This is a genomic window from Streptomyces sp. NPDC048643 (assembly GCF_040650615.1).
Taxonomy (GTDB): Bacteria; Actinomycetota; Actinomycetes; order Streptomycetales; family Streptomycetaceae; genus Streptomyces.
In genome coordinates this window covers 338,524-351,006 of sequence record NZ_JBEZHO010000001.1, presented here as the reverse complement: position 1 = coordinate 351,006, position 12,483 = coordinate 338,524, and the positions used below count along the sequence as shown (strand labels likewise).

Sequence of the window (12,483 nt, the reverse complement as noted above, 5' to 3'; positions counted from 1 at the left end):
GGGGTCCGCCGCATCTGTGGAAAACGCCGTGCGGGAGGATCGCGCACATGACAGCACTCGACCTCAGCAGCCCCGTGGCAGTCGTCGGAACCGGCACCATGGGCCAGGGCATCGCCCAGGTCGCGCTGGTGGCGGGCCACCCCGTGCGGCTCTACGACGCGGCTCCCGGGCGTGCCGAGGCGGCGGCCGAGGCGATCGGCGCCCGGCTCGACCGGCTCGTCGCCAAGGACCGGCTCTCCGGCGCCGACCGGGACGCCGCCCGCGCCCGGCTCCATCCCGCCGCCGTTCTCACCGACCTCGCGGACTGCACGCTCGTCGTCGAGGCGGTGCTCGAACAACTCGACGCCAAACAGCAGTTGTTCAGCGACCTCGAGGACATCGTCGGGGACGACTGCCTGCTCGCCACCAACACCTCGTCGTTGTCCGTCACGGCCATCGGTGGCGCGCTGCGCAACCCGGGCCGTCTGGTCGGACTGCACTTCTTCAACCCGGCGCCGCTGCTCCCCCTCGTCGAGGTCGTCTCCGGGTTCGCGACCGACGTCACGTCGGCCACGCGCGCGTACGAGATGGCCCGTGCCTGGGGCAAGACCCCCGTCGCCTGCGCGGACACGCCCGGCTTCATCGTCAACCGCATCGCGCGGCCCTTCTACGCCGAGGCCTTCGCGGTCCACGAGGCGCAGGCCGCCGACCCCGCCACCATCGACGCGGTGCTGCGCGAGTCCGGCGGCTTCCGGATGGGCGCCTTCGAACTCACCGACCTGATCGGCCAGGACGTCAACGAGTCCGTCACACACTCCGTCTGGCGGTCGTTCTTCCAGGACGTGCGCTTCACGCCCTCGCTCGCCCAACGGCGGCTCGTCGAGTCGGGCCGGCTGGGCCGCAAGACCGGCCACGGCTGGTACGACTACGGCGACGAGGCCGAGGCCGCCGAGCCGCACACCGCGGAGAAGGCCCCGCCGCCCGCGTACGTCGTCGCCGAGGGGGACCTGGGACCCGCCGCCGACCTCCTCGACCTCATCCGTGAGGCGGGCATCCCGGTCCGCGCCGAGGAGGAGGACCACGGCACCCGCCTGGTGTTGCCCAGCGGCGGGCAGCTCGTCCTCGCCGACGGCCAGACCTCGGTCGAGTTCCGCGACGTCGTCTACTTCGACCTGGCGCTCGACTACCGCAAGGCGACCCGCATCGCCCTGTCGGCGTCCCAGGACACCGCCGCCCTGACGCTGTCCGAGGCCATCGGGCTCTTCCAGGCGCTCGGCAAGGACGTCAGCGTCATCGGGGACTGCCCCGGCATGATCGTGGCCCGCACGGTCGCCCGGATCGTCGACCTCGCGCACGAAGCCGTCGCCAAGGGCGTCGCCACCGAGGAGGACATCGACACCGCGATGCGTCTCGGCGTCAACTACCCCCTGGGCCCCTTCGAATGGAGCCGCAGGCTCGGCACGAACTGGTCGTACGACGTCCTGGACGAGTTGCACGTACGCGACCCCTCCGGGCGCTACGCGCCGTCCCTGGCGCTCTACCGTCACGCGTACGCCACCGAGAAGCGTGAGGGCACCCCATGACCACGGCCAAGCGCGACACGTACACCCCGGAGACGCTCCTGTCCGTCGCCGTCCAGGTCTTCAACGACCGCGGCTACGACGGCACCTCCATGGAGCACCTCTCCAAGGCGGCCGGCATCTCCAAGTCCTCGATCTACCACCATGTCGCGGGCAAGGAGGAACTGCTGCGCCGCGCCGTGAGCCGGGCGCTGGACGGTCTCTTCGGGATCCTGGACGAGGAGGACGCGCGCGTCGGGCGCGCCGTGGAGCGCCTGGAGTACGTCGTTCGGCGGATGGTCGAGGTCCTCACCTCGGAACTGCCCTACGTGACGCTGCTGCTGCGGGTGCGCGGCAACACGGAGACCGAGCGGTGGGCGCTGGAGCGGCGTCGCGAGTTCGACCACCAGGTCGCCGAGCTCCTGAAGGCCGCGGCGGCCGACGGCGACGTTCGCGGCGACGTGGAGGTCAGGCTCGCCACCCGGCTGGTCTTCGGAATGATCAACTCGCTCGTGGAGTGGTACCGGCCGGACGCGCGGGGCGTGGGCGCGCGTGAGGTCGCCGACGCCGTGGTGCTGCTGGTGTTCGGAGGGCTCCGGAAGGAGGCCTGAGGACCCGGCGGCCGTCCGGTCCGGGACGCGACGACCCGAACGGGTGAGGCCCTGGGATCCGCCGTGAGGTCACGGCGGCCGTCGGGTCAGCTCTCCGGTTCCAGGTCCTCCTCCTCGAAGACGAGCAGCGTCCTGCTGCTGAGCACCTCCGGGATGGCCTGGAGGCGGGTGAGGACCAGCTCACGCAGTGCCCGGTTGTCCGGGGTGTGCACCAGGAGCAGGACATCGAAGTCCCCGCCCACCAGGGCGATGTGGGAGGCCCCGGGGAGCACCCTCAGCTGCTCGCGCACCGTGCGCCAGGAGTTCTGCACGATCTTGAGGGTGATGTACGCCGAGGTGCCCTGACCAGCGCGTTCATGGTCCACGCGGGCGCCGAAGCCACGGATCACACCGTCCTCGATGAGGCGGTTGATCCGCGCGTAGGCGTTGGCACGGGACACGTGGACCCGCTCGGCCACGGACCGTATCGACGCGCGGCCGTCCGCCTGGAGCATGCGGAGGATGTCCCGGTCGATCGCGTCGAGGGGTCGGGCGGGCGGCTCGACGGGGCCGGGCTCCGGCGGCTCGGCCATTTGTTCAGGTGCCATGTCCCCCCGCCTCCCTACCATGGACGTACTGCGTCCATCTCAGGCTGTGCAGAACCGTTTGTCCACAGCCTGGCGCCGCCTGTAGCCAAAATGTGCCGACGACCGAACAATCGGTAGGTGAGGCGCATCACACCCGTGACGCGCCTGAAGCCACTCCCACGAGGAGGTGCCGTCATGACGGTCATGGAGCAGCGAGGGGCCTACCGGCCCACGCCGCCGCCCGCCTGGCAGCCCCGCACGGACCCCGCGCCGCTGCTGCCCGACGCGCTGCCCCACCGCGTGCTCGGCACCGAGGCGGCCGCCCAGGCCGACCCGGAGCTGCTGCGCCGTCTGCACAAGGCGCTGGTCCGCGGCCGCCGCTACAACACGCAGGCCACCGCGCTGACCAAGCAGGGCCGTCTCGCCGTGTACCCCTCCAGCACCGGGCAGGAGGCCTGCGAGGTCGCCGCCGCACTCGTCCTGGAGGACCGCGACTGGCTCTTCCCGAGCTACCGCGACACCCTCGCCGCCGTCGCCCGCGGCCTCGACCCCGTCCAGGCCCTCACACTGCTGCGCGGCGACTGGCACACCGGCTACGACCCGCGCGAGCACCGCGTGGCGCCCCTCAGCACCCCCCTCGCGACCCAGCTCCCGCACGCCGTGGGCCTCGCGCACGCCGCCCGCCTCAAGGGCGACGACGTGGTCGCGCTGGCCCTGGTCGGCGACGGCGGCACCAGCGAGGGCGACTTCCACGAGGCGCTGAACTTCGCCGCCGTGTGGCAGGCCCCGGTCGTCTTCCTCGTGCAGAACAACGGCTTCGCCATCTCGGTGCCGCTGGCCAAGCAGACCGCCGCCCCGTCGCTGGCCCACAAGGCCGTCGGCTACGGGATGCCCGGCCGCCTGGTCGACGGCAACGACGCGCTGGCCGTGCACCAGGTCCTCGGCGAGGCCATCGCCCACGCGCGCGCGGGCGGCGGTCCCACCCTCGTCGAGGCCATCACCTACCGCATCGACGCCCACACCAACGCCGACGACGCCACCCGCTACCGCGGCGACTCCGAGGTCGAGACCTGGCGCGAGCACGACCCCGTCACCCTCCTCGAACGCGAACTGACCGAGCGCGGTCTGCTCGACGAGGCCGCCCTCAAGGCGGTGCGCGACGACGCCGAAGTGATGGCCGCCGACCTGCGCGAGCGCATGAACCAGGACCCGGTGATCGACCCCATGGACCTCTTCGCCCACGTGTACGCCCGGCCCACCCCGCAACTGCTCGAGCAGGAAGCACAGTTGCGGGCGGAGCTGGAGGCGGAGGCGGACGGTTCGCACGAAGCGGGCCCGCACGGCCCGGAAGGAGCCGGGCGATGACCACGGTTGCCCTCAAGCCGGCGACCATGGCGCAGGCACTCGGACGAGCGCTGCGCGACTCCATGGCGGCCGACCCGACCGTCCACGTCATGGGCGAGGACGTCGGCACCCTCGGCGGTGTCTTCCGGGTCACCGACGGGCTCGCCGCGGAGTTCGGCGAGGACCGCTGCACCGACACCCCGCTCGCCGAGGCGGGCATCCTGGGCGCGGCCGTCGGCATGGCCATGTACGGCCTGCGCCCGGTCGTGGAGATGCAGTTCGACGCGTTCGCCTATCCGGCGTTCGAACAGCTCGTCTCGCACGTGGCGAAGATGCGCAACCGCACCCGCGGTGCCATGCCGATGCCCATCACGATCCGCGTCCCCTACGGCGGCGGCATCGGCGGCGTCGAGCACCACAGCGACTCCTCCGAGGCGTACTACATGGCGACCCCGGGTCTCCATGTCGTCACACCGGCGACCGTCTCCGACGCCTACGGGCTGCTGCGCGAGGCCATCGCCTCCGACGACCCGGTGGTGTTCCTGGAGCCCAAGCGGCTGTACTGGTCGAAGGACTCCTGGAACCCCGACGAGCCGTCGGCCGTTGAACCGATAGGCCGCGCGGTGGTGCGGCGCTCCGGCCGGAGCGCCACCCTCATCACGTACGGGCCGTCCGTGCCCGTCTGCCTCGAAGCCGCCGAGGCGGCGCGGGCCGAGGGCTGGGACCTCGAAGTCGTCGACCTGCGCTCCCTGGTGCCGTTCGACGACGAGACGGTGGCGGCGTCGGTCCGGCGGACCGGACGCGCGGTCGTCGTGCACGAGTCGGGCGGCTTCGGCGGCCCGGGCGGGGAGATCGCGGCCCGCGTCACGGAGCGCTGCTTCCACCACCTGGAGGCGCCGGTGCTGCGCGTCGCGGGATTCGACATCCCGTACCCGCCGCCCATGCTGGAGCGGCACCACCTGCCCGGTGTCGACCGGATCCTGGACGCCGTGGGGCGTCTGCAGTGGGAGGCGGTGAACTGATGGCGCAGGTGCTGGAGTTCAAGCTCCCCGACCTCGGGGAGGGGCTCACCGAGGCGGAGATCGTCCGTTGGCTGGTGGAGATCGGCGACGTCGTCGCCGTCGACCAGCCCGTCGTCGAGGTCGAGACGGCCAAGGCGATGGTCGAGGTGCCCTGCCCCTACGGCGGTGTGGTCACCGCCCGCTTCGGCGAGGAGGGCACGGAACTGCCGGTCGGCGCACCACTGCTGACCGTCGCCGTCGGTACTCCGTCCTCCGGCGAGGACGAGCAGGACCCCCAGGACGACGAGGGCTCCGGGAACGTGCTGGTGGGCTACGGCACGGGAGCGCCCCCGGCGCGGCGCCGCAGGGTTCGGCCCTCGGGCGGTCCCGCGGCCGGCGGGCAGCGCGCCCCGGGCGGCCCGGCCGCCGGCGGCCACGGCCCGGCGGGCGCTCCGTCCCCGGCCGGCGCACCGGTGCGCGGGGGCGCGGCGCCCCAGACCGGTGCCGCCGTCCCGGCGGCTCCGGGCGCGGTGGCCGGTTCGCGTGAGCAGGCAGGTGCGACCCGGTCCGCCGCGGAGGCGGACACGCAGACCTCCCGGAACGGAGCTGCGCGTGGGGACGGCCCCGTGCCGGTCATCTCGCCCCTCGTGCGCCGGCTCGCCCGGGAGAACGGCGTGGACCTGCGGGAGTTGGAGGGGTCCGGCCCCGACGGCCTGATCCTGCGGGCCGACGTGGAGTACGCGCTGCGCGCGGCGGCGGGCGGCCGGATGCGTCCCTCCTCCGTCATGGAGTCGCTCGGCGTCCCGGCGAGCGGCTCCGGCCCGGACGCGTTCACCGGCACGCCCTCGCAGGACCCCGCACGGGACGGCGCGTCCTCGTACGCGGACATCACGGCGGTCGTGCCCGGCGCGTCCGGCGTCTCCCGGGGCACCGCTCCGAACGGAGTCCGGGTTCCTCTGCGGGGCGTGCGCGGAGCCGTCGCCGACAAGCTCTCCCGCAGCCGACGGGAGATCCCCGACGCGACCTGCTGGGTGGACGCCGACGCGACGGAGCTGATGCGGGCCCGTACGGCGATGAACGCGGCGGGCGGCGCGAAGATCTCGCTGCTCGCCCTGCTGGCGCGGATCTGCACCGCCGCGCTGGCCCGGTTCCCCGAGCTCAACTCGACGGTCGACCTGGAAGCCCGTGAGATCGTCCGGCTCGACCGGGTGCACCTGGGGTTCGCGGCCCAGACCGACCGGGGGCTCGTGGTCCCGGTCGTGCGGGACGCGGACGGGCGGGACACCGAGGGACTCAGCGCCGAGTTCGCCCGGCTGACCGAGGCGGCCCGCACCGGCTCGCTGACGCCCGCGGACCTCACCGGCGGCACCTTCACCCTGAACAACTACGGGGTGTTCGGCGTCGATGGCTCCACACCGATCATCAACCACCCCGAGGCGGCCATGCTCGGCGTCGGCCGGATCATCCCGAAGCCCTGGGTGCACCAGGGCGAGTTGGCGGTGCGTCAGGTCGTCCAGCTCTCGTTGACCTTCGACCACCGGGTGTGCGACGGCGGTACGGCGGGCGGCTTCCTGCGGTATGTGGCGGACTGCGTGGAACAGCCGGCGGTGCTGCTGCGCACGCTGTAGCACCGCCGGGCCGGTCCTGCCCGTCCACATGCCGTGTACGGGGGTGGCAATGATCCTTCGGGCGCCCATACTCGGGGGATGACCGCGAACGAGCGACCGGATGCGCCGGGGCGATCGGATGCGATCGGGACACCGGGCAGGCCCGGCCTGCCCGGTGTCTCCGGTGCCGCCGTCGCGTACGACGCCGTCGTGCTCGCGGGAGGTTCCGCGCGACGGCTCGGCGGCGCGGACAAGCCCGGGGTGCGCGTGGGCGGCCGGGCACTGCTGGACCGGGTGCTCGCCGCGTGCGCCGACGCGGCCGTCACCGTGGTCGTGGCGGAACCCCGGCCCACCGCTCGCCCCGTGCGGTGGGCCCGTGAGGACCCGCCGGGCGGCGGACCCCTCGCCGCGCTCGACGCCGGCCTGCGGCACACCACGGCGCCGTACGTCGTGGTGCTCTCGGCCGACCTGCCGTTCCTGGACGAGAAGACGGTACGGCGCCTGCTGGACGCTCTCGCCGGGCCCGCGGACCCCGCGGGCCCGCACACTCCTCCGGGAGCCTCCCAGGAGGGCTCAGCGCGTCTCGTGACCCCTCCGAGTGGCTTCCGAGGGTTCCCCGGACGCTTCGGGACATCCGTGGGGCCCGCCTCCGCCGACCGCCGGGATGCGGGCGCCTCCGCCGCCGACCGCCGGAGCACGGGCACCGCCGCTCCAGCCGGCCCTCCGAGCGGGAACGCCACCCCGGCCGCCCCCGCCGCCCCAGCGACCCCCGCCGCCCCGACTCCCCTCGGTACCCCCGCCGAGGCGACCGCCCCGTCGACCCCCGGCGTTTCCGCCGACGCGGCCGCCCCGCCCGATCGGGGACCCCGGACCGCCGCGGGCACCGACGCGCCGGCCGACGACAAGCCCGTCACCGACGAGGGCCCTCATCCGGACGGCGTCCTTCTCACCGACCCCGACGGGCGCGACCAGCCCCTCGTGGCCGCCTACCGGACCGACGCGCTGCGCCGTGAACTGGCCGTTCTGGGAACCGCCCACGGCGGACTCGGCGGCCTGCCGCTGCGACGGCTCGTCGCCGCGCTCGACCTTCTCCGCCTCTCCGACCCCGTCGCGTCCTTCGACTGCGACACCTGGGACGACATCGCCGCCGCTCGGGCACGCATCAGGGAGCATGGGCACGTGTTGCATGAATGGATTTCCGCAGTCAAGGACGAGCTGGGCATCGACCTGGACGTCGACACCGGCGTGCTGCTCGACCTGGCGCGCGACGCCGCGCACGGAGTGGCGAGGCCGGCCGCGCCACTGACCACGTTCCTCGTGGGGTACGCGGCCGCTCAGGCGGGCGGCGGACCCGAAGCGGTCGCCGAGGCGTCCCGGAAGGCCACGGCGCTCGCGCTCCGCTGGGCCGACGAGGACGCTCCGGACGCCGCCCAGGACCCGGCAAAGGGCACCTCGCCCGCTGCCGCCGCCGAACCGGACGCCGGATGACCGCCGCCCGCTCCACCCGGGACGGCCAGGACGCCGACGAGTTCGACGTCGAGGAGGCCCTCGCGCTGGTCAAGAACCCCGGACCGCGTCCGTCGGGCGAGCAGCTCCGCGCGGAGGGCGTCCCCGCAGGGACACCCCGTGGAGACGATCGCCCCCCGGCCCCGGGCACCGGAGCGCAGGACCAGGACAAGCAGGCCCAGCACAAGGCCACCCCCTGGCCCGAGGCCCGCGTCGTCGCCGAGCGGGCCGCCCGGTCCGTACCTCGCCGGGCCCCGATCTCCGTCCCCCTCGACGCGGCCCTCGGCCTCGTCCTCGCCGCCCCGTTGACCGCGCTCACCGACCTTCCCTCCTTCGACACCTCGGCGATGGACGGCTGGGCCGTCGCGGGTCCCGGGCCCTGGGAGGTGCGGGGGGACGGAGTGCTCGCCGGAAACGCGGCGCCCGAGCGACTCACCGACGGTGAGGCCGTCCGGATCGCGACCGGCGCCCGCGTCCCGCGCGACGCGACCGCCGTCCTGCGCAGCGAGCACGGTCGGCTCGACGACAAGGGACGCCTGCACGCCCGTCACGCCCCGGGCCACGGTCCCGCCCGACAGGCCGGAACCCTGGACGTGGCGCACGGACAGGACATCCGTCCACGCGGCCAGGAGTGCCGCAGCGGAGACCAACTGCTGCCGCTCGGCGTCCTGGTGACCCCCGCCGTGCTGGGCCTCGCCGCCGCGGCGGGCTACGACACCCTCACCGTGATCCCCCGCCCCCGCGTCGAAGTGCTCGTCCTCGGCGACGAGTTGCTCACCGAGGGACTGCCCCGCGAAGGCCTCATCCGGGACGCGCTCGGCCCGATGCTGCCGCCGTGGCTGCGGGCGCTCGGCGCCGAGGTCGTCGCGGTACGCCGCCTCGGCGACGACGCCGCGGCGCTGCACAAGGCGATCACCGGTTCGCGGGCCGACCTGATCGTCACCACCGGGGGCACCGCGTCCGGCCCTGTCGACCATGTCCACCCGATACTGCGCCGGCTCGGCGCCGATCTGCTGGTGGACGGCGTCAAGGTGCGGCCCGGACATCCGATGCTGCTGGCCCGTACCCAGGAGGGCCAGCACCTCGTCGGCCTGCCCGGCAACCCGCTCGCGGCCGTGTCCGGCCTCCTGACACTCACCGAGCCGCTGCTGCGCACCCTGGCCGGGCGCGCTGCCCCGGGGCCGTACACGCTGCCCTGCAGGGAGGCCGTGCAGGGGCATCCGTACGACACCCGGCTCGTCCCCGTCTCGTTGCGCGGCGAGCGCGCCGTACCGCTGCACTACAACGGCCCGGCGATGCTGCGGGGCATCGCCGCGTCCGATGCCCTCGCCGTCGTACCGCCGGCCGGCGCGCGGGCGGGTCAGGAGCTGGAACTCATCGACCTGCCGTGGGCGTCCGCGGGGATCGACGCGTGCTGCGTCTGAGACGGGGCCGGGCAGGGACGGGAGCGGGAGCGGGAGCGGGAGCGGAACGAGGGTGGAAGCGGCGTGACGGCGGGACGGTGGCGGTGTGACGTCCGGGGCGGGAGCGGCATGAATCCGAACGGGGTGTGTTTCACGTGAAACTTCCGGGCCATGATGCGATCGCCCGCCAGGCGGACGAGCATCTCGTGACCCACCAGGTGAAACTGCCGCGGAAGGTCGTCGAGCGTCCGATCCGGCAGGTCGCCAAGCGACTGGCGATGGCCTTGCTGGTGCTGGTCGCCACCGCGCTGATCGTCTGGTTCGACCGCGACGGCTACACCGACAACTCGGACGGAAGCGTCGACCTGCTCGACGCGTTCTACTACGCGACGGTGACCCTCTCGACCACCGGCTACGGCGACGTCACCCCGACCAGCGACGGCGCCCGGCTCATCAACATCCTGCTCATCACGCCACTGCGGGTGCTCTTCCTGATCATCCTGGTCGGCACCACGCTGGAGGTCCTCACGGAACGCACCCGTGAGGAATGGCGCCTGAACCGCTGGAGGGCGGCCTTGAGGGATCACACCGTCGTTGTCGGGTTCGGGACCAAGGGCCGGTCGGCCGTCGAGACCGTCTGCGCGACCGGGCTGAAGAAGGAGCAGGTTGTGGTCGTCGACCCGAGCCCCCGGGTGGTCGACGCGGCGACCGCGGAGGGATACGCCGGGGTGATCGGTGATGCCACGCGCAGCGACGTCCTGATGCGCGCCGAGCTCCACCGGGCACGCCAGATCATCATCGCCACCCAGCGCGACGACACGGCCGTGCTCGTGACCCTGACGGCCCGGCAGCTCAACCGCGGGGCGAAGATCGTCGCCGCCGTGCGCGAGGAGGAGAACGCGCCGCTGCTCAAGCAGTCCGGCGCGGACGCGGTCATCACCAGCGCCAGCGCGGCCGGACGGCTGCTCGGCCTCTCCGTCCTCAGCCCCGCCGCCGGCATGGTGATGGAGGACCTGATCCATCAGGGCAGCGGGCTCGACATGGTCGAACGGCCCGTCATAAAGGCCGAGGTGGGCAAGGGGGTCCGCGAGACCCCCGACCTGGTGGTCAGCGTCGTCCGGGGGCATCGCGTCCTCGGGTACGACGATCCGGCCGTCGGCACACTCCAGTTGACGGACCGGCTCATCACGATCGCGCGGGTCACCCCGGGCACCCAGGTGACACCGGGGAACCGGCTCCGCCCGCAGGACTAGGGAGCCACCTCCCAGGAGTAGCGTCGTCCTCATGTACGCGATCACGATTCCTGAACCTGGTGGGCCCGAGGCGCTGGTGTGGGACGAGGTCCCCGATCCGGTGCCGGGCGAGGGCGAAGTGCTGGTCGAGGTGGTGGCCAGCGCCGTCAACCGTGCCGATCTGCTCCAGCGGCAGGGCATGTACAACCCGCCGCCAGGAGCCTCCGCCTACCCCGGGCTCGAATGCTCGGGGCGCGTCGTCGAGGTCGGCACCGGCGTCTCGGGCTGGGCCGTCGGCGACGAGGTGTGCGCGCTGCTCGCGGGCGGCGGATACGCCCAGAAGGTCGCTGTGCCCGCGGGACAGCTGCTGCCCGTCCCCAAGGGCCTGAACCTGCTGCAGGCGGCGGCGCTGCCCGAGGTGACGTGCACCGTCTGGTCGAACGTCTTCATGGTCTCCCACCTGCTCCCCGGTGAGACGCTGCTCGTGCACGGCGGCTCCAGCGGCATCGGCACCATGGCGATCCAGCTGGCCAAGGCCGTCGGCGCGAAAGTCGCCGTCACGGCCGGCACGAAGGAGAAGCTCGACTTCTGCGCCGAGCTGGGCGCGGACATCCTGATCAACTACCGCGAGCAGGACTTCGTCGAGGAGATCGAGCGCGCCACGGACGGGGCGGGCGCCGACGTCATCCTCGACAACATGGGCGCCAAGTACCTCGACCGGAACGTGCGCGCCCTCGCGGTGAACGGGCGGCTCGCCATCATCGGCATGCAGGGCGGGATCAAGGGCGAACTGAACATCGCCACCCTCCTGAACAAGCGCGCCGCCGTCACCGCGACCTCGCTGCGTGCCCGGCCGCTCAGTGAGAAGACGGCGATCGTGGCGGCCGTACGCGAGCACGTGTGGCCGTTGATCGACGGCGGCCACGTACGGCCGATCGTGGACCGCGAGCTGCCCATGAGCGAAGCGGGCGCGGCGCACCGGGTGCTGGAGGAGAGCGGCCACATCGGCAAGGTCCTGCTGGTCGCGCCGCAGAGCTGAGCCCTCCCGTCTTCGAGGCGCACCGTGTCCCTGGCGGTGCGCCTCAGCCGCGGCGGACGCGCAGGCCCACGAAGGCGAGGCCCAGGCCGAGGCCGACGAGGATCAGGCCGCCGCCCAGTGGCAGCACCTGCCATACCGGCTCGGTGGTGGACCCGGGGCCCACGACGCTCTGCTGCACGGGAGCGGGGTCCTCCCGCGACGCCTCGGGAACGTCACCCACCTGGCTGAGTCCGGCGCCGATGTCGCTGCCGACGTCCGTGCCGGGGTCCGAGTCCTCGGGTTCCGGGGAGTCCTCGTCGGCGCGTCCCGGTCGTACGCGGCCCTCGCCCGCGAGACTGCCGGCGCGTGAGGCGTCCGGTGTCGGGATGGCCCGTCCGGGCTCGGGGGCACCGGGTCCGGGCTGTCCGAGGGACCCGGTCGACGCGAGGGGCCGGGAGGCCGGCGGGGCGGCGCCCGCCGCGGAGCCGGTGCCGCACAGCAGGGCGGCCGCGAGCAGCCCGGCCGCGGGCAGGATGCGGAGCCTTGGAGTCACGCCGGTGACCCCCTCCCGGTTCGCCAAGACGAGTGCCGTGATCGACGGGACAAGCCTCACATGACGCATCATTCCCGGCATCCCGGCGGAAAGTGACGCTCCGC

10 protein-coding genes and 2 pseudogenes are annotated in these 12,483 nt (G+C 73.5%); 10 read left to right on the top strand and 2 right to left on the bottom strand.

Annotated elements, in window-relative coordinates; translation table 11 throughout:
* The first annotated feature begins 47 nt into the window (after nt 1-47).
* Complete coding sequence (locus AB0C62_RS01525; protein ID WP_362969059.1) at nt 48-1,562, top strand: 3-hydroxyacyl-CoA dehydrogenase; 1,515 nt, start codon at nt 48-50, stop codon at nt 1,560-1,562.
* Nucleotides 1,559-2,149 (top strand): TetR/AcrR family transcriptional regulator, encoded by a 591-nt coding sequence (locus AB0C62_RS01520; protein WP_362969058.1) that lies wholly within the window; start codon nt 1,559-1,561, stop codon nt 2,147-2,149. Before AB0C62_RS01525 ends, AB0C62_RS01520 begins: the two co-directional genes overlap by 4 nt.
* Nucleotides 2,150-2,235: 86 nt before the next feature.
* On the opposite strand, the gene AB0C62_RS01515 is transcribed toward AB0C62_RS01520, so the two are convergent.
* Nucleotides 2,236-2,736 carry an Lrp/AsnC family transcriptional regulator gene (locus AB0C62_RS01515; RefSeq protein ID WP_362969057.1) on the bottom strand — a complete coding sequence of 167 codons (501 nt, stop codon included), beginning with the start codon at nt 2,734-2,736 and terminating at the stop codon, nt 2,236-2,238.
* A 174-nt stretch (nt 2,737-2,910) separates the two neighbouring features.
* Here AB0C62_RS01515 and pdhA point away from each other — a divergent pair, with 174 nt between their 5' ends.
* The 8 genes and pseudogenes from pdhA to AB0C62_RS01475 all read left to right on the top strand — a co-directional run bounded on the left by pdhA (nt 2,911) and on the right by AB0C62_RS01475 (nt 11,847).
* Nucleotides 2,911-4,080, top strand: coding sequence for a pyruvate dehydrogenase (acetyl-transferring) E1 component subunit alpha (gene pdhA / locus AB0C62_RS01510; protein WP_362969056.1), 1,170 nt, complete (start codon nt 2,911-2,913; stop codon nt 4,078-4,080).
* Nucleotides 4,077-5,081, top strand: coding sequence for an alpha-ketoacid dehydrogenase subunit beta (locus AB0C62_RS01505; protein ID WP_362969055.1), 1,005 nt, complete (start codon nt 4,077-4,079; stop codon nt 5,079-5,081). Before pdhA ends, AB0C62_RS01505 begins: the two co-directional genes overlap by 4 nt.
* Entirely contained in the window at nt 5,081-6,688 is a 1,608-nt protein-coding gene (locus AB0C62_RS01500) for a dihydrolipoamide acetyltransferase family protein (RefSeq protein WP_362969054.1), read from the top strand. Before AB0C62_RS01505 ends, AB0C62_RS01500 begins: the two co-directional genes overlap by 1 nt.
* 78 nt (nt 6,689-6,766) lie before the next feature.
* Nucleotides 6,767-7,183, top strand: a pseudogene (locus AB0C62_RS01495) (NTP transferase domain-containing protein); the annotation flags it as partial.
* Nucleotides 7,184-7,600: 417 nt separating this feature from the next.
* Nucleotides 7,601-8,155, top strand: a pseudogene (locus AB0C62_RS01490) (DUF6457 domain-containing protein); the annotation flags it as partial.
* Nucleotides 8,152-9,597 carry a molybdopterin molybdotransferase MoeA gene (locus AB0C62_RS01485; RefSeq protein ID WP_362969053.1) on the top strand — a complete coding sequence of 482 codons (1,446 nt, stop codon included), beginning with the start codon at nt 8,152-8,154 and terminating at the stop codon, nt 9,595-9,597. The pseudogene AB0C62_RS01490 and the gene AB0C62_RS01485, both read left to right, overlap by 4 nt.
* Nucleotides 9,598-9,731: 134 nt before the next feature.
* On the top strand, nt 9,732-10,829 hold the full coding sequence (locus AB0C62_RS01480; protein ID WP_362969052.1) for a potassium channel family protein: 1,098 nt from the start codon (nt 9,732-9,734) through the stop codon (nt 10,827-10,829).
* Between the two features lie 31 nt (nt 10,830-10,860).
* Complete coding sequence (locus AB0C62_RS01475) at nt 10,861-11,847, top strand: NAD(P)H-quinone oxidoreductase (protein WP_362969051.1); 987 nt, start codon at nt 10,861-10,863, stop codon at nt 11,845-11,847.
* A 43-nt stretch (nt 11,848-11,890) separates the two neighbouring features.
* Here the strand turns inward: AB0C62_RS01475 and AB0C62_RS01470 are convergent, their stop codons facing one another.
* Nucleotides 11,891-12,379 (bottom strand): hypothetical protein, encoded by a 489-nt coding sequence (locus tag AB0C62_RS01470; RefSeq protein WP_362969050.1) that lies wholly within the window; start codon nt 12,377-12,379, stop codon nt 11,891-11,893.
* Between the last annotated feature and the right edge of the window lie 104 nt (nt 12,380-12,483).

Coding starts and splice junctions, on each gene's coding strand:
- AB0C62_RS01515 (WP_362969057.1), bottom strand. CDS start 2,736: ATGGCACCTGAACAAATGGCCGAGCCGCCGGAGCCCGGCCCCGTCGAG.
- AB0C62_RS01520 (WP_362969058.1), top strand. CDS start 1,559: ATGACCACGGCCAAGCGCGACACGTACACCCCGGAGACGCTCCTGTCC.
- AB0C62_RS01475 (WP_362969051.1), top strand. CDS start 10,861: ATGTACGCGATCACGATTCCTGAACCTGGTGGGCCCGAGGCGCTGGTG.
- pdhA (WP_362969056.1), top strand. CDS start 2,911: ATGACGGTCATGGAGCAGCGAGGGGCCTACCGGCCCACGCCGCCGCCC.
- AB0C62_RS01485 (WP_362969053.1), top strand. CDS start 8,152: ATGACCGCCGCCCGCTCCACCCGGGACGGCCAGGACGCCGACGAGTTC.
- AB0C62_RS01505 (WP_362969055.1), top strand. CDS start 4,077: ATGACCACGGTTGCCCTCAAGCCGGCGACCATGGCGCAGGCACTCGGA.
- AB0C62_RS01525 (WP_362969059.1), top strand. CDS start 48: ATGACAGCACTCGACCTCAGCAGCCCCGTGGCAGTCGTCGGAACCGGC.
- AB0C62_RS01500 (WP_362969054.1), top strand. CDS start 5,081: ATGGCGCAGGTGCTGGAGTTCAAGCTCCCCGACCTCGGGGAGGGGCTC.